Below are 24,605 nucleotides of genomic sequence, written 5' to 3'. Positions count from 1 at the left end.
GCGAGCAAGCCCGCTCACACAGGGGATACGGTTACCAGGTTTTGATGAGTGGGCGACCGCCTGCCATCACCCCAATCCCCCCTTGTCGAGCCACAACAATGACTACAACCCGCAACGACTGGGAACAACGCTTCCAGTCCCTGACCATCGAATCCCGCGCCTTTATCAACGGCCAATACCGCCCGGCCATCAGCGGCGACACCTTCGAATGCCTGAGCCCCGTGGACGGCCGTTTCCTCGCCTCCGTGGCCAGCACCGACGAAGCCGACGCCAACCTCGCTGTTGAAGTCGCGCGCCAGTCTTTCGAATCCGGCGTGTGGGCGAAAAAAGCCCCGGCCGAGCGCAAGCGCATCCTGATCCGCTTCGCCGATCTGATCCTGCAACACCAGGAAGAACTGGCGCTGCTCGAAACCCTGGACATGGGCAAACCGATCAGCGACTCGATGAGCATCGACATCCCGGCGACCGCCAACGCGATCCGCTGGAGCGCCGAAGCCATCGACAAGATCTACGACGAAGTCGCCGCCACGCCCCACGATCAACTCGGTCTGGTGACCCGCGAGCCATCCGGTGTAGTCGCCGCGATCGTGCCGTGGAACTTCCCGCTGATCATGGCCAGCTGGAAATTCGCACCTGCGCTGGCAGCGGGTAACTCGTTCATCCTCAAGCCTTCGGAAAAGTCGCCGCTGACCGCCATCCGCATCGCTCAACTGGCGTTGGACGCGGGCATTCCGAAGGGTGTGTTCAACGTCCTGCCGGGCTTCGGTCACACCGTCGGCAAGGCGCTGGCGTTGCACATGGATGTCGACGTGCTGGCCTTTACTGGCTCCACGGCGATTGCCAAGCAACTGATGATTTATGCAGGCCAAAGCAACATGAAACGCGTTTGGCTCGAAGCCGGGGGCAAGAGCCCTAACGTGGTGTTCGCCGACGCACCGGACTTGCGCGCAGCAGCACAAGCGGCGGCTGGCGCCATTGCCTTCAACCAGGGCGAAGTCTGCACTGCCGGCTCGCGTCTGCTGGTTGAGCGTTCGATCCGCGAGCAATTCATCCCGCTGCTGGTGGAAGCGCTGCAAGCGTGGAAACCCGGTCACTCCCTCGACCCGGCCACCACTGTCGGCGCCTTGGTCGATCAGCGTCAACTCGACAACGTGCTGCGCTACATCAGCATCGGCCGCGAGCAGGGCGCCGAGCTGATCGCTGGCGGCCAACGCACCCTCGAAGAAACCGGTGGCCTCTACGTGCAACCGGCGCTTTTCGACGGCGTGACCAATGCCATGACCATCGCCCAAGAAGAGATTTTTGGCCCGGTGCTGTCGCTGATTACCTTCGACACCGTGGAAGAAGCGCTGCACATCGCCAATGACAGCATCTTCGGCCTCGCCGCTGGGGTCTGGACCAGCAACCTGAGCAAGGCACACACCTTCGCTCGTGGCCTGCGCGCCGGCAGTGTGTGGGTCAACCAGTACGACGGCGGCGACATGACCGCGCCGTTCGGTGGCTTTAAACAGTCGGGTAACGGTCGCGACAAATCGCTGCACGCGTTCGACAAGTACACCGAGCTGAAAGCGACCTGGATCAAGCTCTAATTCTTTTACAGCGGCGGTCGCCAGTGCCTGGCGGTCATCGGAGAAACGTATGAAACAACAACACGTAAACAGCTACTACGCCGCCACCCGTAACGAAGTCATCGACTTCCCGATACTGGAAGAAGCGGTGGACTGCGACGTCTGCATCATCGGCGCCGGTTACACCGGCCTGTCCTCGGCGCTGTTCCTGACCGAAGCCGGCTATAAAGTCACGGTGCTGGAAGCGGCGAAAGTCGGCTACGGCGCCAGCGGCCGCAATGGCGGTCAACTGGTCAATTCCTACAGCCGCGACGTCGACGTAATCGAAGAGCGCTATGGCGACAAGACCGCAGAAATCCTCGGCAGCATGATCTTCGAAGGCGCTGACATCATCCGTTCGCGCATCAAAGACTACGACATCCAATGCGACTACCGCCCGGGCGGCATTTTCGCGGCGATGAACAAGAAGCAGCTCAACGGTTTGGCCGAGCAGAAGCGCAACTGGGAACGCTACGGCAACCGTAATCTGAAGATGCTCGACGCGGCGGACATCCGTCGTGAAGTAGGCTCCGACGCCTACGTCGGCGGCCTGCTCGACTTGCAGGGCGGCCACGTACACCCGTTGAACCTGGCCCTCGGTGAAGCCGCCGCAATCACGCGTCTGGGCGGCAAGATCTACGAGCAATCGGCTGCCGTGGAAATCACCTACGGCGAGCCGAATGTCGTGCGCACCGCCAAAGGCCTGGTGCGCGCCAAGTACCTGTTGATCGCTGGCAACGCCTACCTGCCGCAAGGTCTCGACAACCGCGTCACCGCGAAAAGCATGCCGTGCGGTTCGCAAATCGTCGTCACCGAACCGTTGACCGAGAAGCAGGCGCGCAGCCTGATCACCAACAACTACTGCGTCGAAGACTGCAACTATCTGCTCGATTACTACCGCCTCACCGCCGACAACCGCCTGCTCTATGGCGGCGGCGTAGTCTACGGCGCGCGTGAACCGGACGACATCGAACAGCTGATCCGCCCGAAGATCCTCAAGACTTTCCCGCAGCTCAAAGACGTGAAAATCGACTACCGCTGGACCGGCAACTTCCTGCTGACCATGTCACGCATGCCGCAATTCGGCCGCATCGAGAAAAACGCCTACTACATGCAAGGCTACAGCGGCCACGGCGTCACCTGCTCGCACCTGGCCGGCAAACTGATCTCGGAAATGATCCGTGGCGACGCCGAACGCTTCAACGCCTTCGCCTCCCTGCCACACATGCCCATGCTCGGCGGCCGCACCTTCTCCGCACCATTGACCGCCCTCGGCGCCGTTTACTACTCACTACGCGACCGTTTCGGCATTTAGGTTACCTCCCCGGCGGCGGCCCCCAAGACCCCCGCCGGTTTTTTACCTGAGTCCAACGCTCAAAATGTGTGTGGGGCCTGCCATCGATAGCGTCATGACGGGGTGTGCAAGGCCAACTGCTTGATCACCTCAACCACTGGCGCCACCCGCTCAGCCTGCCCCTGCGGCCACACTGCATAGAGGTTGTAATGCGCCGCAATCTGCGCCTCGTTCAGCGCGACCAACCGCCCACTGCGCAATGCATCGGCGGCCAGTAAACCGCGCACCAGTCCGGCACCCACGCCAGCCTCGGCGGCGGCGATCAGATTGGCCGCATTATCGAAAATTATCCGCGCCGGCGGCTCAGTCGGCGGCAAGCCCGCCGCATCCAGCCACGGGATCCACGAACGCCGCGTGTAGCCCAACAGTGGCAGCTCAAGAACCTGCGCCGGGCTCAGCGGCAACTGCAAGCCATGTCGTTCCAGCAACTCGGGCGAGGCCACCGCCAGCACCCGGTCGCCACAAATCTGCGTCATCTCGCAGTCATCCCAATCGCCATAGCCATAACGCAGCGCCAGGTCCACCCGCTCGAACGTGCTGCGATCGCTGCGTGGCATCGACAGCAGTGTCACCTCGTAGTCTGGCAGCCCATCGAGCAATTGCGGCAAGCGCGTATTGAGCCAGCTCTGCGCCAGCTCAGTGTCCACATCCAGTGTCAGCCGCTGCGCCATGCTGCGATTTTTTACCGAAGACAATGCGCGGTCGATCTGCGCCAGACCATCCGACAACACACTGGCAAACAACTGCCCAGCGTCCGTCAGATTGCTACCGCCACCTTCACGCACGAACAGTGGCTGGCCGATAAAATCTTCCAGCGTACGGATTTGCTGGCTGATAGCGCTATGAGTCAGGTCGAGTTTGCGTGCAGCACTGGAAAAACTGCCGCTGCGCGCTGCGTGGATAAACGCGCTCATGGACTGCACCGACGGGTATCGCTTGTACATGTTGTTAGTCCTGCTTACACCGGTTGGCAGAAATCGTCGCTGGCCGCGTTTTGCCAAGGGTTCCAATAATCGGTCACCAGGCCTGCACAAAGACGGGCCGCTCTTTTGGAGCCTGACAATGATTGCATTCACGGTTAACGGCGAACGACGCGAGCTGGATGAGGCGTCCCCCTCCATGCCCTTGTTATGGGTACTGCGTGATCAGTTGAAACTCACCGGCACCAAGTTCGGTTGCGGCATGGGCCTGTGCGGTGCTTGCACCGTGCATCTTGACGGTGTCGCGGTGCGTTCCTGCCAGTTGCCCGTGGCCGCCGTCGCGGGCCACAGCATCACCACCATCGAGGGTTTGTCGCCAACGGAAACTCATCCGCTGCAACTGGCCTGGGTCGCCGAAGATGTGCCGCAATGTGGCTACTGTCAATCCGGGCAGATCATGTCCGCGGCCGCGTTGCTCAACACGGGCGCGGCAGTGACCGACGATTCGATCCGCAACGCGATGTCCGGGAATATCTGCCGCTGCGGCACTTACGGGCGGATCAATAAAGCGATCAAGCGCGCGGCGAATGCGCCGAAGGAGGCCTGATGAGCCTCATCGACGATCGCGGTATCGAACTGCCGCGCCGGGTATTTCTCAAGCAAGCGGCGACGGTTGCCTCTGGGCTGGCGATTGCTTTGTATCTGCCGTCCGGCGTCGCGGCGACTGATCCGAAAGCCCCAGCATCGGCCAGCGAATTCGAACCCAACGCCTGGGTGCGAATACTCCCCGACGGCACGGTGAAACTGGTGGTGCACAAGCACGATTCCGGCACCGGCACGCAAACGGCGCTGGCCGCGTGCGTGGCCGAGGAACTGGACGTCAACCCGATGACTGTGCAGGTGATCACCCCGGAAGATCCGTTCTTCGAAACCTACATTCACCCGATCTGGAAAGTCTTTTCCACCGGTGGCAGCACCAGTGTGTCGCTGGAATACGACCGCCTGCGCATGGCCGGTGCCACGGCGCGGGCGTTGTTGATCGCTGCGGCAGCGAAACAGTGGAGAGTCAGCCCCGACAGCTGTGCCACCGAAGAAGGCCGGGTCGTTCATGCAACAAGCAAACGCAGCTTCGGTTACGGCGAACTGGTTGGTGTGGCGGCGCAACTGCCGGCACCTGAAAAGGTCACGCTGAAGGATCCATCGCAGTTCAAGTACATCGGCAAACTGCGCCATAAACGCGACGCGGCGGCCAAGGTCTGCGGGCGTTTCAAGTACAGCATCGACGTTGAGTTGCCGGGGATGCTGGTGGCGGTGATCCAGCGTGCGCCAGTGATTGGATCTAAGGTGCTCAGCATAGATTCGGCGGCGGCTTTGCAGGTGCCGGGTGTGCGCAAAGTCATTGCCGTCCCAGGGCGACCCGATGTGCTCGGCGGCAATCTGGAGGGTGTCGCGGTGCTGGCCGATACGTTCTGGGCGGCGCAGCAGGGGCGCAAGCTGCTGGAGGTCCAGTGGAGCGATTCGCCGCTGGCCGGGTTCGACAGCGACCAGTTGTTTAGTGCGCAGGCCAAAGCCATCGGCGATCCGGCAGCGCAAACCGTCAAAGCCATGATCCATGGCGATGTCAGTGGTCAATGGCCGTCCGCTGCGAAGCTAATCGAAGCCGATTACACGATGCCCTACAAGGTGCAAAACCCGCTGGAACCGATCTGTATCACTGCGCAGGTCAAGGACAAGGCGATCACCTATTGGGGCGGTGTGCAGGTGCCGTCCTCGGCCCTGGAGGCCGCGCAAATTGTGTGCGGTATCGATAAGGCCAACGTCACCATCCATGAGTGGGTGTCCGGCGGCAGTTTCGGTGCGCGGGAGGCCAAGTATTGGCTGTTTGAAGTGGCCTATCTGGCGCAGAAAACCGGTGTGCCGGTGAAGCTGCTCAACAGCCGTGAAGACGAAATGCACGCGCTGTTCAATCACCCGGCAACCCTGCACCGGGTCAAAGGTGCGCTGGACGCCCAGGGCAAACTCGCCGCGCTGCAACTGCATGCGGTGTCGCCAGCCTCGCCGGAACAGTGGGAACCGGGTTACTTCGAGCGCCCGGATCACATGGATTACAGCACCACCGAAGCGATTACCGCTTGGGACTTCGCCTATCGTGCGCCGCACCTGGAACTGAACTGGGTCAGGCATGAGAGCAACGTGCCCAGCGGCTGGTATCGCTCGGTGAGTTTCATCCCTAACGTGTTCGCCGTGGAAAGCTTCATGGACGAACTGGCCCATGCGGCGGGTGCCGATCCGTTGGCATTCCGGTTGGCGAACATGCAGGCGCGGCCACGGCATGTGGCGGTGCTCACACAAGCTGCCGAGCGCGCTGGATGGGGCCAGCCGTTGCCACCGGGCACCGCGTTGGGGATCGCCACCAATCAGGGTTACACCAGTTTTATCGCCGTTGTGGCACGGGTGGCGACAGTCGATGGCAAGGCCACAGTGCAGAAGCTGACTTGCGTGGTCGATTGCGGTTTGGCGGTGTCGCCGGGCGGCGTTGAAGAGCAGATCTACGGCGGCCTGATGTGGGGCTTTGGGCATGCATTGTTTGATCGGCTCGACATCAAACAGGGGAGGGTGTTGCAGAGCAATTTCCACGACTACCGGGTGACGCGCATGTCCGACATGCCGGCCACCGACATCGTCGTGCTGGATGGCGAGCCAGGTAAACCTGGGGGTGTCGGTGAACTGGGCAGTCCATCGGTGGTGCCAGCCATCGCTAACGCGTTGTTCGCGCTGAACGGTGTTCGTCAACGTTCAACGCCACTGAGCCTGGGATAAGCCGCCATGGACCTGCGCCTGCTGCGGTATTTCATGGCATTGGCCGATGAACTGCACTTCGGTCGCGCCGCCGAACGGCTGCACATCTGTCAGCCCCCGCTGAGCCAGCAAATTCGCCTGCTGGAAGAAGAGCTCGGCACGCCGTTGTTCGAACGCAGTCATCACCGAGTCGAGCTGACAGCGGCGGGGCAAATGCTCAAGGAGCAGGCGCCGCTGGTGTTCGAACAGCTGGAGCGGGCGCTGGATTTGACCCGTCAGACTGGGCGCGGTCAGTTGGGTGAACTGGAAATCGGCATGATCAGTTCGGTCATGGTGGGTGTGCTGCCCAAAGCCCTGCATCTGTTTCGCGAGCGCTATCCGCAGGTTTCCTGGCGTTTACATGAGATGACTCCGGCGGCGCAGGTCAAGGCGTTGAAGGAGAAACGCATCGATGCCTGTGTTTTTCGCGTGGGTTATGACGATCCGCAGTTGCGTAATGAGCTGCTGATCTATGAACCGATTCATGTGGTGATGCCGGTGGATCATCCGTTGGCCCGTCGCAAAGTACTGGCCCCGGCGGATCTGGCGCAGGAGCCGTTTGTTGCGCTGGAGCTGAAACAGTCGCGGTTTGCCAATTTTCTCTATCAGTGCTGCCTCCACGCCGGGTTCACCCCGAAGATTCGTCAGCAGGTCATCGAGGTGCAGACCTTGCTCAGTCTGGTTCAGGCCGGGTTTGGCGTGGCGCTGTTGCCGGCGTCCATCGAACAACTGGCGCCGCCGGGGTTGGTGTTCAAGGCGCTGACGCCACCGCTGCCGGAAGTGCCGCTGTACGCCACCTATCGGGCGGACGATGCTTCGCCGGTGCTCAAGCTGTTTCTCGATACGTTGCGTGAGTGGGTGGAACACTGATCCCTGTGGGAGCGGGCCTGCCCGCGAGGAGGCCGGATAAATCAGCATGCAGTCTTATGACGGACCCACGCAGGTGCTTCGCACGATCACGCGCCGCTGCGGTCGTAATCTTCACATGGCCGTATCACTTGTGGAGATCCAATGAGCCAGGAAGTCCTGACCCGCGAAACCAATCGTCGTCAGTTGCAACAGATCATCGCCGGGTTGTCCGACGGGGTGATTCTGCTTGAGCTTGATCAGAGCATCCTCTGGGCAAATGAAGCGGCGTTGGCCATGCACGGCGTCAACCGGATCGGTGAGCTGGGCAAGAACGCCGATGAGTACGCTCAGCGCTTCAGCCTGCGTTACCGCAACAATCACCCGGTGCCGCCCGAGAACTATCCGATCAGCCGTGCCGCGCGTTGCGAAGCCTTCAGCGACGTGTTGATCGAGGTGTTCGCCGTGGATGACCCCGAGCGCATCTGGGTTCACAGCGTGCGCAGCATGGTGCTGACCGACCGTGATGGCCAGCCCGAGTCGCTGGTGCTGATCATGAGTGACGTTACTGATTGGGCCAACGCTGAGCAGCGTTTCGAAAAGACCTTCAACGCCAATCCAGCGCCGGCGGTGATCTGCCGTCTCAGCGATTTGCGTTATATCAAGGTCAATCCGGGGTTTCTGGAGATGACTGGCTACACCCGCGATCAGGTGATTGGCACCTCGGCCTATGAAATCGACATCCTTGAGCAGGCCGAGCATAAAGACCTGGCCATCCAGCGCCTGCGCGATGTTGCGACCATTCCGCAGATGCAGGCTGAACTGCGATTGTCCGATGGCTCAACCAAGCAAGTGATCGTTGCCGGACAACCACTGCTGCTCAATGACGAGCAATGCATGTTGTTTTCCTTCGTCGACATGGAGTCGCGGCGCAAGGCTGAAGTGGCGCTGCGCCAGAGTGAAGAGCGGTTTGCCAAGGCTTTTCGCCTGACACCGGTGCCGATTCTGATCTGCAGCGCCGACGAGCAACGGGTCATCGACGTCAATCAAGCGTTCCTCGATACCCTGGCCTATGCCAGCGATGACGTCGCGGGCAAAACCGTGACGCAACTGAACTTTATCAACGACACCGGTGAGCGCGAACGGTTGCTGGCGGCGCTGGAGAAAAATGGCCGGGTTGATCGGGTCGATGTAAGCGTGCGCAAGCAGGATGCGGATCTGCTCGAATGCGCGCTGTCTGCCGACACGGTCAATATTCAGGACATGCCGTGCTATCTGCTGGTGTTGATGGACATCTCCGAGCGCAAGCGTACCGAGCTTGAACTGGTGGCGGCGATTGAAGAGGTGATGAAGGACGCTTCGTGGTTCAGTCGCACGCTGATCGAAAAACTGGCCAATGTGAAGAAGGTCAATTCGCCGCAATTGCCGAGTGTGTCGTTCACCGATCTGACCGCACGCGAGCGCGATGTGCTGGGGCTGATCTGCGAGGGGCTGGCGGACAAGGAGATCGCGGCGCGGCTGAAACTGGCACCGAACACGGTGCGTAATCATGTGGCGACGGTGTATTCCAAACTCGATGTGCACAGCCGCAGTGAGGCGATTGTCTGGGCGCGCGAGCGTGGCTTGTTTTCGGGCGATTGGCGCAGCAAGGGCCAGCGGTAAGGTGCAAATGCACTAGCTCGACAGGTGCAAATTCGTGTGTTGCTGTGAGGAGGCTGTTCTTAGTCTGGTGGGGTGCGATACGAGCCTGTTATGGCTTGGGATCGTGTCCCTGTGAGGCCGCTTAAGGAACAGCCCCCAATGATGAATCTTGCGCAGTTGCGCGCGCGGCTTGAACACAGTTTTTCGCCGCTGGCTTGTGAGTGTTCGGTGGATGGTGATCATTCGCTGACGGTGAAGCTTTATCACCCGGTTTCCGGGCAGGTGGATTTGGTGATCAGTGGTTTGAAACTCAATACCTTGCGCACGCCGGAGTCTGTCGAGGCGTTGATTGAAGAGTTGCGGTATGAGCTGGAGAGCAATTCTTTGGGGACTTCGCGGGATCCTGATCTGGCATAGATTTTTGTGTGGGCGGGCTGCTTGCTGGGGCTCGGGGTTCCTTCGTTTCGGGGCGCACAAATAGCAGCTGTGGTAGCCGACCAATTTCTATCAGATGCCCCCGGTCCCTGTGGGCGCGGGCTTGCTCACGAAAGCGACCTGACTGGCGAAGCAGGTTCTAATCGCTATCTGCGCCGGGAGCTCAACGCAAAATCGACAGCCAATCTTCCCTGATGTGGCCGGTTTACTGGCGCTTGCGAGGGGCTCGGCTATAAAGAATGAGTGGTCAGGTCTTCCGTGTTCGGTTTGGTCGCGGGAGTTTGTCTCTCTTTTCGCGGGTCGTCCTATGAACAATCTTGGGAAACGCGTGTGTTCGCCGTTGTCGTTGGTTTTTTCTGTGGCGCTGTTGGCCGGTTGTGCCAGTGCGCCGCCACCGCCACCGGTAATGCCACCTCCGCCGCCGGAACGTACCTGCCAAGTCCTCGAGAACACTGAGGTAGCCGGTGATGTGTATGCCGACGGGCAAGTGACTCGTCACATCACCACTACCCGTTGCATCACCCAATAGCGCCGGTGGGGCGCAATTCCCGGGTTGGGTGGATTGTGCCGGTGGCAGGCCAGGTGGGCAGGGTGGTGTTGAATGTCGGCGGGCAATTGCCAAGGGTCTTGGCCTGATACACATCCCCTGTGGGCGCGAGCAATCTCACTCCCACAGGGTTATTGATTGACCGCCAGGATCAGGACAGGAACCCACCGTCCACGTTCAGTGAAACGCCTGTGGTGTAGCTCGACGCATCACTGGCCAGGTACAGCACCGCACCGGCCATTTCACTTGGGTCGGCCACACGCTTGAGCGGGATCTGCGTCAGCGCCTGTTTCAGAATCGCGTCGTTCTTTACCAGCGCCGAGGCGAACTTGGTGTCGGTGAGGCCCGGCAGCAGGGCGTTGCAGCGGATGCCGAATTGCGCGCACTCCTTGGCGAAGACCTTGGTCATGTTGATCACCGCCGCTTTGGTCACCGAGTAGATGCCCTGGAAGATCCCCGGTGAGATGCCGTTGATCGAGGCGACGTTGATGATGCTGCCACCACCGTTTTCGCGCATCAGCTTGCCCGCTTCCACGGACATGAAAAAGTAGCCACGGATGTTCACGTCGACGGTCTTCTGGAACGCGCCGAGATCGGTGTCCAGCACGTTGCAGAACTGCGGGTTGGTGGCGGCATTGTTCACCAGAATGTCCAGACGCCCGAACTGTTCCTTGATCCCGGCGAACACTTGGCTGATCTGTTCCATTTCACCGATGTGGCAGGCCACCGCGGTGGCTTTGCCGCCGTCAGCGATGATGGCGTCGGCGACGTGCTGGCAGCCGTCGAGTTTGCGACTGGAAACGATGACGTGGGCGCCTTGCTGGGCGAGCAGTTTGGCGATGGCTTCACCGATGCCACGGCTGGCGCCGGAGACGAAAGCGATCTTGCCGTCGAGGTCGAACAACTGAGTCTTGGACATAAGGGTTCCTGGGTGTGGGCCGTCAGAGGCTCGATTTCGAAATGACCTGCAAGCTCATCTGCTCCAGCAGTTTGTTCATGTGAATGAACTGCGCGAAGCGTTTGTCCTGGGTCTGGCCATGGTAGAAGCGGTAGTAGATCTGCTGCACGATCCCGGCCAGACGGAACAGGCCGTAGGTGTAGTAGAAGTCGAAATTGTCGATCTGGATGCCTGAGCGTTCGGCGTAGTAGTCGACGAACTCGCGGCGGGTCAGCATGCCCGGGGCGTGGCTCGGCTGGCGGCGCATCAGTTGCACCGGCGCCGGGTCGCCCGCCTCGATCCAGTAGGCGAGGGTGTTGCCCAGGTCCATCAGCGGATCGCCGAGGGTGGTCAGTTCCCAGTCGAGTACGCCGATGATCTGCATCGGGTTGTTCGGGTCGAGGATCACGTTGTCGAAACGGTAGTCGTTGTGGACGATGCTCGACGTCGGGTGGTCGGCTGGCATCTTGTCGTTGAGCCAGGCTTTGACCGCTTCCCAGTGCGGTGCGTCCGGGGTCAAGGCTTTTTCGTAGCGCTCGCTCCAGCCTTTGATCTGGCGGGCAACGTAACCTTCAGGCTTGCCCAGATCACCGAGACCACAGGCCTTGTAATCGACGCGGTGCAGTTCGACGAAACGGTCGATGAAGCTCTTGCACAGCGCCTCGGTTTTCGCTGAATCCAGACCCAGTTCCGGCGGCAGTTCCGAGCGCAGGATGATCCCGTTGACCCGTTCCATCACATAGAACTCAGCGCCAATCACCGATTCGTCGGTGCAGTGCACGTAGGCTTTCGGGCAATACGGAAAACCGTCGCGCAATTGATTGAGGATGCGGAATTCGCGGCCCATGTCGTGGGCGGATTTGGCCTTGTGACCGAACGGCGGCCGGCGCAGCACGAACTCCTGTTCGGGGTATTCCAGCAGGTAAGTCAGGTTCGACGCGCCGCCGGGAAACTGGCTGATCGCAGGCAAGCCGCTCAGGCCCGGAATGTGTGCCTTGAGGTACGGATCAATCAGGCTGGCATCGAGTTCTTCGCCAGAGCGGATACGGGTGGACTGGTCAGTAAGCGCCATGCTTATCCCTTCTGCTTATTTTGGAGGCCAGACATCATTGGCTAATCTAATGGGGCGCTCGGGCGGTCACAAGCGCGGGTCGGTCTTATAGGTTAGCGTGTTGCCGGATAATCACCTTTGGGAATGTGCAGGGTGGGCCGCAGCAGGCTAAGGTTTAGCGGGTATGCCGTGTCCAACAAGGAGTCGGGAAATGGGCTGTCCGCAAGTCTGTGCCACTGCCACTTTGCAATGCAGCTTCGGCGCCGCACCGTCGGCGCTCAACGTGTTGCCGGTCAATCGCACGCTGACCGGCGGGATGCCGGCGGCGAACATCATGGATTACATTCCGCTGGTCAACATCCTGCCGTTCGGGGTGTGCATGAGCATGGCCAATCCGACGGTGGCGGCCGCGACCGCTGCTGCGCTGGGCGTACTGACGCCGATGCCGTGCATTCCGGCAACCGCGTCGCCATGGATTCCCGGCGGCGCGCCGACCTTGCTGCTCGGCGGGATGCCAGCGATCGATGCCAACAGTACGTTGATGTGCACCTGGGCGGGGGTGATCAAGATCGTCATGCCGGGGCAGATGCAGATGCTGATTCCCTGATTGTTGCGTTGGATGTACCGGCCTCTTCGCGAGCAAGCCCGCTCCCACGTTTGATTGCATTCCAATGTGTGAGCGGGCTTGCTCGTGAAAGGGCCAGTCAATACACCCTGAAACGTCAGGCCTGCTGCGGATCCATCCAGCGTTGATACCACCAGCGCACCCGTGAAATCGGCTTGCCATCCGCCCCCAACGGCCGCCCATCCTCGGCGAATCCTTGCTCCGGCTCCATCAACTGCCCATTCATATACCGCGCTTGCACCGCCGGTTTGCCGTTGGGATGAAAGCGCTGATAGCGTCCCTCACGCACGCCATCGCGATAGAACTCCGCCTCGGCCACTTGCCCGTCTGTAAAGTAATTAAACGCCTCACCGTGCAACAACCCGCGCCGATACGTTGCCTTGCGTTGTAAAAAACCCTCCGGCGCGTAAAAACTGGCAACCCCTTGCAGCTTGTCGCGCACAAACGGCATCTGCGCCGAGACCTTGCCATTGGGGTGATAGAGCAGCGACGTACCCTGCAACTCGCCCTGGCTGTAATTCAAATCGGCCTGCTTGCGCCCGTCATCCTTGATTTGCAACGGGCCATCGAGTTGACCGTCCTGTAAACGCCCCTTGAGCTGCTTGTCAGTCTGCTGCAAGTCCAGCGGTGTGATCGCCATGGTTGCTCCCTGTCAGTTGACCTGCACCAGCCCGCCCTTGATGGTCAGCATGCCGCCGCCGTCCACGGTCTGCGAGGCCGCGCCCTTGTTGGTCAGGCTGATCCCGGCATCGTTGGTCAGGGTGGTTCCGGCCTTGTTGTCCAGCGATGTACCGGCCTGATTGGTCAAGGCAGTGCCGGCCTTGTGGGTGATCGAGGTGCTGGCCGAAGTGGCCAGATCGGCGCCGCTCTTGATGGTGAAGCTGCCGCCACTTTGCAGGGTCAGGGTGCCGCTGACTTTGATCGTCAGGTTACCGTCCACGGTCAGGCTGTAATCGCCCGTGACTTTGTCGGTGTAATTACCGCCCGTGCTGTGATCTTGGTCAGCGCCGACTTTTACCGTGCGACTGTCCTTGACATCGAGCGTGTCGCTGCCGGTCTGGATCGTCACGCTGCGTTTGCCTTTTTCCAGGGTCACGGTCTCGTCGCCGTCCTTGACCGTGCGGGTGCGGGCGTTCTGCACGGTGAGGGTTTCGTCGTGGCCGACGGTGGCCGTGGTGTCGTTGAGCACGTTGATCTTCAGATCTTTCTGCGCCTGCAAAAACACCTCTTCGGCGTCTTTCTTGTCCTCGAAGCGCAGTTCGTTGAAACCGCCGCCACCCTTTGACGATTGGGTCTTGATCCCCGACTGGGTCTGGTTCGCCGGCAAGGCGTAGGGCAGGGCGTTGTCGCCGTTGTAGACGCACCCGGTCACCAGCGGCCGATCCGGATCGCCGTCGATAAAGGTCACGATGACTTCCTGACCGATGCGCGGGATGAACTGCATACCGAAGCCCTTGCCGCTCCACGGCAACACCACGCGCACCCAGCAGGAACTGGTTTCGTCATTTTTGCCATCACGATCCCAAGGGAACTGCAACTTGATCCGGCCGTATTCGTCGGTCCAGATTTCTTCGCCGGACTTGCCCACCACAATTGCAGTTTGCGGGTGCATGCGCGGTTTTGGTGTGACCCGTTGCGGGCGAAACGGCGTGGCTTTGGGAATCGCTTCGAAACGGTTGCGATAGCTTTCATGGCTGACGTCATGGGTGACCCGCGTCACCACCCAATCGATGTTCAGGCTTGCATCGTCGTGGCCGTCGAGGGTGAACCAGTGCCCCGGAATCAGCCAGCGACAGTCGCTTTCGCCGACAAAGCGTTTTTCTTCACTGCGCAAACCGTCGACGCGCTGCTTGGTCAACGTATCGCCGCGCGCCTTGGTGTTGTAGCCGCCCGGATGTTCGTAGATCGCACGCGGCCCGGCCACCGCTTCGGCCTGGCCGTACAGTGAAGTGGCGGGCGTTGTGAACTCGTAATCCGTCGCCTTGTACACCCCGGCCACCGCTTGCAAACACACCTGGCCTGAGCGGATGCCGTGCAGCTCGCGCCCGCCCATTTGCTGGCCCAGATACTTGACCTTCGGCCCATTAGGGATCTGCACGAAAGCGTCGTTGCTGTCGCCCAGTACGAGCGTGTGCTTGCCGTCCTCGTGGGTGAAAAACCAGAAAATGCCTTCTTCTTCCAGCAGCCGCGAGACGAAGGCGAAATCGGTCTCGCCGTATTGCACGCAGTATTCGCGCGGGGTGTAGCTGCCGGTCAGCGACAGTTTGAAATCGCCGAAGCCGTGCGCGTTGAAGATCGTGGTCACGATGTCCGAGGTGGCGAGGTTTTGGAACACGCGGTTGTTGCTGGCCAGGGTCAGCCACCAGAGCCATGGCCTGAGTACAAGCTGATAGCGCTCGGCGGTGGCGTCGGCGGGGAGCTGGCGGATTTCAGCGACCAGCGCATCGAACGGACGCAGTTGCGCGTCGTTGTGCAGGGTAGTCGTGACGTGGCTGGCAACGGCGCTGGTCAGGGTGAGGGCGGTGCCGTCGTTGAGGCCGTTGAGGGTTTGCGAGCCGAGCACATTGAGCGCTTCATCGCCGGACAATGACTCAGGATAAAGCGCCGACAGCGAGGTAGCGGTGAGGGAGAGGGTGGTGTTGCTGTCGGTGGAGCGGGGCATCGACGATCCTCTTTGACAGTGCAGGGTGAACTCAACCGGTGACGTCAAACAGAATAGGTCGGTGGTCGGGGCCAGACATATCGAATACTTGCGCCAGCCCGGTGAGGTCAACAGGCGTCACAGTTACATCCGCCGACGCCAGCACCCAATCGAGAATTCCGCCCTTATTCTGTGTTTGCAGGCCTCCCCAACATTCATAGGCAAGTCCGGCGCTGTCGAGTTTGCCAACGTTCTTGTAGTCGAGGTTCAGGTCCCCCGTCGCCACCCACTTACCGCCCAGAGCGGTGCAGGACTTGAGCTGGCTCTTGGTCACCCCGCTTTGTCCGGATTTGAAGTGCGCCAGGAACACGTAACCGGTATAGCCCCCGACACCATGCACTTCCACGGCGATCAGATCCCTGTTGAGGGCAAACAGGCTGCCTTGGCTGATTACACGCAGTTCTTCAAAGCCTTTGACCATGACGATATAGCCGTTGGAATAGCCTCCCGTGAAAGAGTAAACGTTGTAGGAAGGGTATATGGCCGCAAGGTTCTGTCGGTAATTGTCGATTTGCGCCGAATGTATTTCGCACAGGAAAACAATGTCGGCGTTCCAGCAATTGCTTGAGCAACAGTTGTAGACAAAAACGTCGACCTGAGTCTGTTTGTCCAACGTTGAGGACTTGCCGTTTTTCTCGACATTGAAGCTTCCGATTCTCATGACTAGGACCTTCTTTGCTGCAAAGCGTTTGTCATCCGGCTGATTTTTTCAGGCGTGGTTGTTCAACGTTTTCAATGTCTCCTTGGTAGGCCGCAGCTGGTTCATTTCGTTGTTGATGGTGGGGCAACGGGTGAACGCCACATGTTTTTTCCGCCCGGCATGGCTGTCGATCGTAGATACCGAGAAGCGCAGGCCCGAGAGATCGGCTCCATATTCGGGAACCTGAAACTGGTTGTCGGTGATGTTGAACGACCATGTCGAGCCGTTGTAGTGACTGAGCCAGGATTTGGCATCGAACGGGAGCACTGTGGTGTTGAAACCGGGGGTGACCAGTGTTCTGAGGTGGGCGAAGATTTCATCGTTGAAATGCGCGTCAGTGAGTTTGAACTTCACCTTGTCGCCGTAACCGGCGCTTTTGATGTCCTTACAGCCATTTCGCTCGTTAGGTGCCCAGTAACTGGACAGTTCGAGTTTTGCCCCGATGGCCTGGAGCGCCGACCACCATGTGGCATTGCCGTTGAAAGGTCGGTTCTTTTCCATGGTCGATTCAGGATCGTCGTTGCGCTGCTTGCCCTCCATGCCTGGAAAACCGCCGAACACCGGGCTGGTGCATTCGACGAACAACTTGGAAATATTGGCGGAAACGGTTTCCGTGGCCAGTCGATCGGCCACCCCGTTGGATGTCCGCGTGAGACCATTGAGCAACCTCTGTGCCTCAACCATACCCAGCAGGCTTTTCACCAAGGTGATCTCGTTATTGCACTGGACGATGTCCTTGAACTTGGTATTGAGTGTCGTGCGGTTGGCTACATCGGGGGGACCACCGGTCAACTGGCTGTAGTTAAGGATCACCGCCGTCTGGTAATACCCGAGCAGGCTGCCAAGGCAATAAAAATATTTCCACGGCAGCACGTGGTGGAAGGTCCATTTATCACAATCCGGTGTTCCGCCACTGCGAGCGGCTGGCAACTTCACGGTGAATACATACTCGGCCACGTCACGCACTCCCTTGAAAGCCTATCTCTTAAAAAGGGGACGGATTTATTTGTCTGGCAAACGGCCAACACCCATCCGTCCCCGTGGATACGTCCCCTTTGATTCAGTCACTTCCCGGCATTTTTAGCCTCAGCGGCCTTGGCCTGCTGCCACATCGGGATCGCCTTGAACGCAGTGACCATGTCGTAATCCAGCGCCACCGGTTTTGCACCTGCTGAGGTGTCGGGGCCCATCGGGGTCTTGCCGTCGCGGCTCTGGAACCAGCTCATCCAGAGTTTCGATCCGGGTTCGGCCATGACCAGTGCCGCGTCAGGGTCGCTGCCCGAAAGTGGCGGATCGATGGTTTGTGGTGGCTGGCTGGAGGTGGGCAGCAAGAACGAGGTCATCGGATATTGGGCGCTGCTGTGGCATCCCAGGCATCCGGCACTGGCCAGACCGGCCGGGTAATAGTGCGAACCGGTCCAGGCCGGGGTCACGACGGCACCGTCGTTCGGGCCTGACAATCGGCCGTCCCATCCCAGGGTTGAGGCCGAATAAGCCGGCGACTGGGGATTGATCCAGTTTTCGCTGAGCTTCGGATTGACCGTGACGGGCGGCGTCAGCGCGGTTGGCGCCGTGTTGATGACGTCCGGGTTGCCGCCCCAGGTGGCGCCCAGCGGAATCATCTTGTCCCAGGCGTCTTTGCCCGGCGCGTTCTTGTCGTAGACCAGGGTCGAAAACACCCATCCGGTTTGCGGGGCCGCGACACTGTCCTTGACGATGATGTCGAACTGCATCAGCGACACCTTGGTCATCGCCGGTTGAGTGGTGGTGCCCTTGAAGTCTTTGCCGACGCATTGTGTTTTATTCAGCGCGCTGCCATTGCTGGTGTTCACCGGTGCGTAGATTTCCCATTGGGCGGCGCCTTCCATGGGGGCCCAATCGCTGCCACAGGCACTGACCATGGCAAATTTGATGATGACGCTGCCTTCGGCAAACTGCGTGGTGCTCGTTTCCAGCACCGGATTCATTGCGCGTTCAGGGGTTTTGCCCCAGATGTCGCCGAGGGTTTTCGCCGCACGGGTGTCGTACAGTGTCAGCACATAAGTGGTCACGGGCAGGGTCTGATCCGTCAACGTGCCGGCGGGAAAACCTGACCCGACATACACGCCACGAATGGGCTCACGCTCTATGCCCAGCCAGATCGAGTCGTACCAGCCGCTGCCCTTGTAGTTCCAGTTGGTGTAGTCGTAGACGATCTTGCGCATGTCAGGCGAGACGTAATCTTTCAGTGCCTGAACGTAGGCACCGGCGTTGGCCTGGGTGATCTTGCCGTTGCCGATGGTCTTGCTCCACGGGAAGGAAGTGCCGGTCGGTAATTGGGTCGGATAATCATGGCTGAGTGTGAACAGCGGCCCCTTGTAGTTCGGCGGCGGGGAAATGGGCGAGGTCAGAAAGGGGTCAATCTGCAAGTTCGCGCCATTAAGTTTTTCGACCGTAGAGGTCAGGAAGGACACCTTGCCCACCAACTCGTTTTCCAAATGTCGGGTGTCCGCTGGTGCGGACAACGGTATTGCGACACAGGCTCCCAGCAGACTCATCGGTAATTTCAGGCTTTTTTTCATGACATTATCCTTGTCAGTTTTGGAAGAGTACCTTCCTTTCATCACGGTTTTCGTACATCGGCGAAGGGCGATGGGGATTACTCCAACACCCACTCCGCCAACTTCCCCGTCACTTGCGTCATCAACACATTCTCGACATCACGCGCACCCGCCGCACTGCACTTGGCGAGCACGGCTTTGACAATCCCCGCATCAAACTCAAACTGTTTGCCGGTCGCCGCCTTATAGCGCCCGCGCAACTTCTCAAGTTTCGCCAGCACAATCCCTTCCAGTGTCGCCTCATCCAGTGGTCGATACGCGACCACGGTCATGCGCGCCAGAAATGCCGGGCGGAAGGCTTGTAGCAGGACTTTGTGCAGGGCTTCGTTGAAAGCTTCGCAGCCGAGTTGTGCCACGGGCGTGTCGAGCAGTAACTCGGCACCGACATTGCTGGTGGCGAGCATCACGGTATTTTTGAAGTCCACCACCAATCCGGTGCCGTCCTCCATCAAGCCTTTGTCGAAAACGTTGTAGAACGCCTCGAGCACATCCGGATGCGCCTTCTCGATCTCATCGAGCAACACCACGGAATAGGGTTTGCGCCGCACCGCTTCCGTCAACACGCCACCGCTGCCATAACCGACATAACCGGGCGGCGCGCCTTTGAGTTGGCTGACGGTGTGGGCTTCCTGGTACTCGGAAAGATTGATGCTGATCAGGTTGCGTTCGCCGCCGTACAACGCATCGGCCAGCGCGTAAGCGGTTTCGGTTTTGCCGACGCCGGTAGGGCCGACCAGCAGGAACACCCCGACCGGTTTTTGCGGGTCGGTGAGGCCGGCGCGATAGGCCTGCAAGCGTTGGGCGATAGTGTTGAGCGCGGTGCTTTGGCCCATGACGCGTTGGCCCATGCGGGTGCCAAGTGTGCGCACGGCATGGGCTTCGTCGGCGAGCATTTTGCCGACAGGAATGCCGGTCCATCCGGCGATCACGGCGGCGACGGTTTTGGTATCGACCTGCTCGGGCACCAGTGGATCGTCCTGGCGAATCGCATCGAGACCGGCTTCCAGACGCAGCAGTTCAGCGGCCAGATGATCGATGCGGCTATCAGTCGCTTCGTCGGGTTTGTCGCTGTCGGCGCGCTCGCTCAAGTCGAGCAACTCACGACGAGTGTCGAGCAGCTCGCGCACGGCTACACGCTCTTCACCCCAACGGGTTTCCAGTTCTCGGATGGCTTGAACGTTGCCGCCAGATTCGCTTTCCAGCAGGGTAATGCGCTCACGGTGATCCAGCCCCGTGGCCTGTTCGCGGCGCAAGCGCTCGACTTCATCCTTGAGGCTGTTTTGCCGGTGGCGCAGGCTTTCCAGTGGTGGGGGCACGTCGTGCTGGCCGAGGGCAACGCGGGCGCACGCGGTATCGAGCACGCTGATGGCTTTGTCCGGCAACTGACGGCCGGAGATGTAGCGGTGCGACAGTTTCACCGCTTCGTGGATCGCCGCATCGAGCACCTGCACGCCGTGGTGCTGTTCAAGTTTGGCGGCGACACCACGGAGCATTTCCACGGCGGTGATTTCGTCCGGTTCCTCCACTTGAACCAACTGAAAGCGGCGGGCGAGGGCCGGGTCTTTCTCGAAATATTTTTTGTACTCCATCCACGTGGTCGCGGCGAGGGTGCGTAACTCGCCTCGGGCCAATGCCGGTTTGAGCAGGTTGGCCGCATCACTGCCGCCCTCGGCACCGCCGGCGCCGATCAGGGTGTGAGCTTCGTCGATGAAAAGAATGATCGGTTTGTCGGCGCTGCGTACCGCGTCAATCACGCCTTTGAGCCGTTGTTCGAACTCGCCTTTGACCCCGGCGCCGGCCTGCAACAGACCGAGATCAAGCACGCGCAAACTGACTTCCTGCAACGACGGCGGCACGTCGCCGGCGGCGATGCGCAGGGCCAGGCCTTCGACCACGGCGGTTTTGCCCACGCCCGGTGCGCCGACCAGAATCGGGTTGTTCTGCCGGCGCCGCAAAAGAATGTCGATGCATTGGCGAATCTCACCATCGCGACCCACGATGGGATCGATGCGCCCGGCATGGGCGTCGGCGGTCAGGTCCTGGGTGTATTGATCCAGCACCGAATCCTGTCGTGGCGCAGGATGTCCAGAGGAAACCGCGGAACGTGGGCCGACGTGCTCACGGGAGTTTTCGGTCCACTCCAGCAAGTTCGCCCGCAGCGCTTCTTTGGGAATGCGCAGTAACGACGAGGCACTGTTGAGCAGCAGGCTGCGGCGCTCATCGCGGTCAATCAACGCCAATAGCAGCAGCCCCGAACGAATGCTGTCGAGTCCCAGCACACTGGCCTGCACCACCGCATCTTCGAGCAAGCCCAAGGTGTGCGACGACAGCGCTGGCGTGCGCGTGCTGCCAGCCTTGAACAGTTCCAGCGCCTTGTTGATTTCAGCGCTCAGCGCATCACGCTCCAGACCGAAGCGCGGCAGCAAAAAGGCAAAGTCGCCGCCCTCGATATCCAGCAACTCCAGCAGCAAATGCTCAATCTCGACAAAGTGATGCCCGCGTTGCAGGCACCGTTGCGCGGCGCGTTCGAGGGCGCGGCGGTTATCCGGGTTGAGGCGTCCGATCAGGCTGGCCAGTTCCATTTCAGGTGATCTCCAGCTGACGCAGGCGGGTTTCGATGCGTTGCACTGCAAGGCTGGCCTGACGTTGCAAACCACCGTTCCAACTCAACAGCGCCGGGGCCTGACGCCCCAGTTTCATCGGCCCGGCACCGCGCACCAGCAATACCAGCGTGACATCCAGGTCTGGCCCGAAGTACAACGCGGCGAGGCTCGCCAGCGCCGGGTGCGCCTCACCGTCCGGCAGGAAACGTCCGGCCTGCGCCGACAGCAACGGCCCCAGCGTCAGGCGAATGCCAGCGTGTTCATCCCAGACGCGAGTGCCGGCCACGGCCGTGCGCCCCAGTTGCAGATTGCGTCCACCGGGTTTGATCACGCTGCGGCTGGCGGGCGGAATCTCGCGCCAGGCACCCTCATAAGCGTTCAGTTCGACCGGCACTTCAAACTGCTCGCGGACAATCGCGGCGAACCCGGCCAGTGAGCGGCGGCCATCGGCAAACAACGCCGTACAGGCCAACACCGCACAGTCGGGAACCGCTTGGCGTTCCTGCAAGGATTTGGGCAGTAAACCGGTCAGTGCGCGCAGTTGCGCCTGTACCGGCGAAGCACCCGGCGTGACAAAACCGAGAGCGATCCGGTGTTTGCGCATCACCTTGTACAGCAGGCTGAGCAGGCGATGCTGAAACAGATCGAGGAATTCGGCCGGCGCATGATCCTTGGCCCGGGCGCGTTGTTGCAGCCATTCCTGATAGGCGTAGGGCAGCGGGCCGTCGGGGCCGCCGAGGCCGAAGATCGGCGTGTCGAGGGTCAGCGGTTCGCCGGGCTCTTCGCACAGATTTCCGATCTGGCTGGTGGGAAACAACGGCGTCAACGGTCCTCGCAGTTTCAAGGCCTCCGCTTGGGGCGAAGTGCCGCTGCCGAGGGTGTCGGCCTGTGGTTGTTCGCGCTCCAGCAAGAGCAGCGCCTGCAACCACTCGAACGCTTGCGGATCGCGGCGCAGTCGTTGGCTCAGGGTCAGAGCGACAGGGGCATGCCGGCTTGGGGTTGCCATGCCTTGACCTCCTTGTCGGCCTGCATCAACACCGTGCGCACAAAGCGATTGGCCGTGGCGTACACCGAGAAAAACTGCGCGAGCACTGCCGAAAACAGCACTGCGCTGCTGCCGACAAAATGCTGCGGATCAAGCTGCAGTTGCACCTCCAGACCATTGCGCCAACCGCGCCAGGCATCGACGCCGACATGGCCGATCACTCGCTCGCAACTCAGGCTCAATAACCCTTCGATCTGGCGCAAAGCGCTGGCTTCGTCACGCAGGTTGTGCAGATGCAGAATCTCTTTCAATGCGTCGAGTGCCTGCGGGCCTTCGACCAGCGACAAGTGATTGAGGGTCAGTTGCGACACCAGCCGCCAGCGCGAATCACCGTCCAGTCGCGGCGTGCTCTGCGGGCTTGGCGGATTGCGCAGGCGTGCCCACGCGACCGGGCCGGGGCGTTCGAAGCCCAGCGGTGTGCCGGCGGCCAGGCTCTGAGCCAAATGACGATTGGTACAGAGCAATTCGGCAGTGAGGCTGTAGTCGGGCAGATCCGTTTGCGGCTCGAAGCGGGTGTCGACCACGCACACCAGCAGGTCACTGCCGAGCCGGTTCGGGGTCATGCCGCTGACTCGCCGGGCATGCCAGTAACGCTGTTGATCACCGCCGCTGTGCTGACTGCCGTAATACGCCGGCAGGCGCTGCACGCCGGCACTGGAGCTGGCACGCATGCCGCGAATGCTGTGGATTTCGACGCTGTTCTCGCGGTGGCTGTCGGCGATCAAGCGGTATTCGCTGCGGGTGCCATCGGGGCGCAGCGGCTCGGAGGTGCGCGGGAACAGGTTGATGGCGGGGGCGCAACCGAGGGCGATGTCGCTGGCCTGCAAATGCAGGCGGCTGGTGGGCGCACGGTCGAAAACGATGTACAGATACAGCGTCTGACTGTCGCTGGAAACGCCACTGAGTGGCAGATCGAAGAAGTGGAATTTGTCCGGGAAGGCAAAGTACTCGGCCAGCAGACGCATGCCCGGATGAACGCCGTCTTCGTCGGGTAGCAGCACTTCGTCGTCGCTGAAACCGACGATCTTCGGCAAGCCTTCAACGGTCACCGGAACGCTGCCCGGCGACCCTGCCAGCACCTGCACGGCATGGGCGCCGAGCAAGTCATACAGCCCCGCGTTGATCACCGGCGAAGCCGCCAGATGAATACGCAACTGCTCAATGCCCAGTTCCGCCCATTGGCTGTCACCCAGGCAGCGCAGACTCAGGCGCAACGCTGAGCGAGACTGCGCCACACCCGTTAGGGCTTGGGCTTCATCGCTGCCAAGCAACAAGGCCTCTGTGACTTCAACCGGCCACAAATGCACCGCAGCACTGGTGCGAAAGTGGATGCTTTCACCTTTGCTGGTGGTGACGAACAACGGCGTGTCGCGGGGCAGGGGATAGCCTTCGTCGAGGTTGCCTTTGCTCGGATCCGGTTCGAATTGCACGATGGCGCAGGACGGCAACGGGCGCATGGCCAACGGGTAAAGTTGTTCGAGCAGCGCGTCGCTGAACTCGGCGTAGTCATCGTCCAGTCGTCGTTGCAGGCGCGCCGCCAGCAGCGCAAAACCTTCCAGTAATCGCTCGACATGCGGGTCCGGGCATTCGCCGGGGGACAGTTCCAAGCGCCGTGCGACTTTTGGATAGCGCTCGGCAAACTGGCTGCCGGCATGCCTGAGCCAGGTCAGTTCGCGTTGGTAGTAGTCGAGCAGTTGCGGGTCAATCGAGTCGCTCATGGCGCACCTCCAGCCCTTGGCCGCCAGGCTCGATGACAAACGCCACCGGCCAGTGCTGGTGGCCGCTGCGTAACTCGCCGAGCAGGCGAATGCTCATTTGCTGAGGGTGTTCGGGCAACGGATTGACCTGAACCTCGCCCAGACGCAGGCGCGGTTCAAAATGTGTGATGGCTTCGCGAATGTCTCGCGCCAGTCGACGTCGGTCGTCGCTGCGCTGCTGTTGCAGAGCGCTCCAGTCGGCGATGCCGTAGTCGATCACGCTCGGCGGTGTGGTCAGTGTGCGCGGGCCACGGCGGGTGTTGAACAGGCGCCCGAGCTCGGCGTGCACCGAGTCGAGCAAATCCTGGCGATCAAATTCCCGCGCGCCCTCAGCCTCGCTGGATGCGAGGCGTTCGAACAGCGGGGGAAGCATGCCGGTGCCTGCCATGGCCGGGGCG

The 24,605-nt window shown here is 60.7% G+C and carries 21 protein-coding genes; 9 read left to right on the top strand and 12 right to left on the bottom strand.

The window, feature by feature from the left end; genetic code table 11:
- Positions 1 to 98 precede the first annotated feature (98 nt).
- Complete coding sequence (locus tag K5E40_RS22565) at positions 99 to 1,589, top strand: aldehyde dehydrogenase (RefSeq protein ID WP_221732692.1); 1,491 nt, start codon at positions 99 to 101, stop codon at positions 1,587 to 1,589.
- 49 nt (positions 1,590 to 1,638) lie between these two features.
- On the top strand, positions 1,639 to 2,922 hold the full coding sequence (locus tag K5E40_RS22560) for an FAD-binding oxidoreductase (RefSeq protein WP_221732691.1): 1,284 nt from the start codon (positions 1,639 to 1,641) through the stop codon (positions 2,920 to 2,922).
- Between the two features lie 92 nt (positions 2,923 to 3,014).
- Here K5E40_RS22560 and K5E40_RS22555 read toward each other — a convergent pair whose 3' ends face one another.
- Positions 3,015 to 3,905, bottom strand: coding sequence for a LysR substrate-binding domain-containing protein (locus K5E40_RS22555; protein WP_221732690.1), 891 nt, complete (start codon positions 3,903 to 3,905; stop codon positions 3,015 to 3,017).
- A gap of 118 nt (positions 3,906 to 4,023) precedes the next feature.
- On the opposite strand from K5E40_RS22555, the gene K5E40_RS22550 reads away from it, so the two are divergent.
- The 6 genes from K5E40_RS22550 to K5E40_RS22525 all read left to right on the top strand — a co-directional run bounded on the left by K5E40_RS22550 (position 4,024) and on the right by K5E40_RS22525 (position 10,170).
- Entirely contained in the window at positions 4,024 to 4,488 is a 465-nt protein-coding gene (locus K5E40_RS22550) for a (2Fe-2S)-binding protein (RefSeq protein ID WP_221732689.1), read from the top strand.
- On the top strand, positions 4,488 to 6,701 hold the full coding sequence (locus K5E40_RS22545; RefSeq protein ID WP_221732688.1) for a xanthine dehydrogenase family protein molybdopterin-binding subunit: 2,214 nt from the start codon (positions 4,488 to 4,490) through the stop codon (positions 6,699 to 6,701). The genes K5E40_RS22550 and K5E40_RS22545 overlap by 1 nt, the downstream gene beginning before the upstream one ends.
- A gap of 6 nt (positions 6,702 to 6,707) precedes the next feature.
- Entirely contained in the window at positions 6,708 to 7,589 is an 882-nt protein-coding gene (locus K5E40_RS22540; RefSeq protein ID WP_221732687.1) for a LysR substrate-binding domain-containing protein, read from the top strand.
- A 141-nt stretch (positions 7,590 to 7,730) separates the two neighbouring features.
- Positions 7,731 to 9,227, top strand: a complete 1,497-nt coding sequence (locus K5E40_RS22535) for a helix-turn-helix transcriptional regulator (RefSeq protein ID WP_221732686.1) — start codon at positions 7,731 to 7,733, stop codon at positions 9,225 to 9,227.
- Positions 9,228 to 9,365: 138 nt separating this feature from the next.
- Positions 9,366 to 9,623, top strand: coding sequence for a DUF1652 domain-containing protein (locus tag K5E40_RS22530; RefSeq protein WP_221732685.1), 258 nt, complete (start codon positions 9,366 to 9,368; stop codon positions 9,621 to 9,623).
- Positions 9,624 to 9,948: 325 nt separating this feature from the next.
- Positions 9,949 to 10,170 (top strand): hypothetical protein, encoded by a 222-nt coding sequence (locus K5E40_RS22525; protein WP_221732684.1) that lies wholly within the window; start codon positions 9,949 to 9,951, stop codon positions 10,168 to 10,170.
- 169 nt (positions 10,171 to 10,339) lie between these two features.
- Here the strand turns inward: K5E40_RS22525 and K5E40_RS22520 are convergent, their stop codons facing one another.
- Both K5E40_RS22520 and K5E40_RS22515 read right to left on the bottom strand, forming a co-directional pair.
- The gene (locus K5E40_RS22520) at positions 10,340 to 11,107 is read right to left on the bottom strand and encodes an SDR family oxidoreductase (RefSeq protein ID WP_221732683.1); all 768 of its coding nucleotides are present in this window, start codon (positions 11,105 to 11,107) and stop codon (positions 10,340 to 10,342) included.
- Between the two features lie 22 nt (positions 11,108 to 11,129).
- On the bottom strand, positions 11,130 to 12,197 hold the full coding sequence (locus K5E40_RS22515; protein ID WP_221732682.1) for a phosphotransferase family protein: 1,068 nt from the start codon (positions 12,195 to 12,197) through the stop codon (positions 11,130 to 11,132).
- 190 nt (positions 12,198 to 12,387) lie between these two features.
- Between K5E40_RS22515 and K5E40_RS22510 the strand changes: the two genes are divergently transcribed.
- Positions 12,388 to 12,783 (top strand): DUF4280 domain-containing protein, encoded by a 396-nt coding sequence (locus K5E40_RS22510; RefSeq protein ID WP_221732681.1) that lies wholly within the window; start codon positions 12,388 to 12,390, stop codon positions 12,781 to 12,783.
- A gap of 115 nt (positions 12,784 to 12,898) precedes the next feature.
- On the opposite strand, the gene K5E40_RS22505 is transcribed toward K5E40_RS22510, so the two are convergent.
- The 9 genes from K5E40_RS22505 to tssE all read right to left on the bottom strand — a co-directional run bounded on the left by K5E40_RS22505 (position 12,899) and on the right by tssE (position 24,595).
- Positions 12,899 to 13,441: a toxin-antitoxin system YwqK family antitoxin gene (locus tag K5E40_RS22505; protein WP_221732680.1), complete on the bottom strand. Its 543-nt coding sequence runs from the start codon at positions 13,439 to 13,441 to the stop codon at positions 12,899 to 12,901.
- Between the two features lie 12 nt (positions 13,442 to 13,453).
- Entirely contained in the window at positions 13,454 to 15,463 is a 2,010-nt protein-coding gene (tssI, locus tag K5E40_RS22500; protein WP_221732679.1) for a type VI secretion system tip protein VgrG, read from the bottom strand.
- 31 nt (positions 15,464 to 15,494) lie between these two features.
- Positions 15,495 to 16,163: an endonuclease/exonuclease/phosphatase family protein gene (locus K5E40_RS22495; protein WP_221732678.1), complete on the bottom strand. Its 669-nt coding sequence runs from the start codon at positions 16,161 to 16,163 to the stop codon at positions 15,495 to 15,497.
- Between the two features lie 48 nt (positions 16,164 to 16,211).
- On the bottom strand, positions 16,212 to 17,159 hold the full coding sequence (locus K5E40_RS22490; RefSeq protein WP_221732677.1) for a hypothetical protein: 948 nt from the start codon (positions 17,157 to 17,159) through the stop codon (positions 16,212 to 16,214).
- A gap of 107 nt (positions 17,160 to 17,266) precedes the next feature.
- Positions 17,267 to 18,763 carry a hypothetical protein gene (locus tag K5E40_RS22485; RefSeq protein WP_221732676.1) on the bottom strand — a complete coding sequence of 499 codons (1,497 nt, stop codon included), beginning with the start codon at positions 18,761 to 18,763 and terminating at the stop codon, positions 17,267 to 17,269.
- A 77-nt stretch (positions 18,764 to 18,840) separates the two neighbouring features.
- Complete coding sequence (gene tssH / locus K5E40_RS22480; RefSeq protein WP_221732675.1) at positions 18,841 to 21,384, bottom strand: type VI secretion system ATPase TssH; 2,544 nt, start codon at positions 21,382 to 21,384, stop codon at positions 18,841 to 18,843.
- 1 nt (position 21,385) lies between these two features.
- The gene (gene tssG, locus K5E40_RS22475) at positions 21,386 to 22,411 is read right to left on the bottom strand and encodes a type VI secretion system baseplate subunit TssG (protein WP_221732674.1); all 1,026 of its coding nucleotides are present in this window, start codon (positions 22,409 to 22,411) and stop codon (positions 21,386 to 21,388) included.
- Positions 22,375 to 24,168, bottom strand: coding sequence for a type VI secretion system baseplate subunit TssF (gene tssF, locus K5E40_RS22470; protein WP_221732673.1), 1,794 nt, complete (start codon positions 24,166 to 24,168; stop codon positions 22,375 to 22,377). The genes tssG and tssF overlap by 37 nt, the downstream gene beginning before the upstream one ends.
- Complete coding sequence (gene tssE, locus K5E40_RS22465; RefSeq protein ID WP_221732672.1) at positions 24,152 to 24,595, bottom strand: type VI secretion system baseplate subunit TssE; 444 nt, start codon at positions 24,593 to 24,595, stop codon at positions 24,152 to 24,154. The genes tssF and tssE overlap by 17 nt, the downstream gene beginning before the upstream one ends.
- Positions 24,596 to 24,605: the final 10 nt, after the last annotated feature.

The organism is Pseudomonas baetica (assembly GCF_019733355.1).
Classification (GTDB): Bacteria; Pseudomonadota; Gammaproteobacteria; order Pseudomonadales; family Pseudomonadaceae; genus Aquipseudomonas; species Aquipseudomonas baetica_A.
Note: the sequence above shows the minus strand (reverse complement) of the source record. Positions and strands in the feature narration are given on the sequence as shown.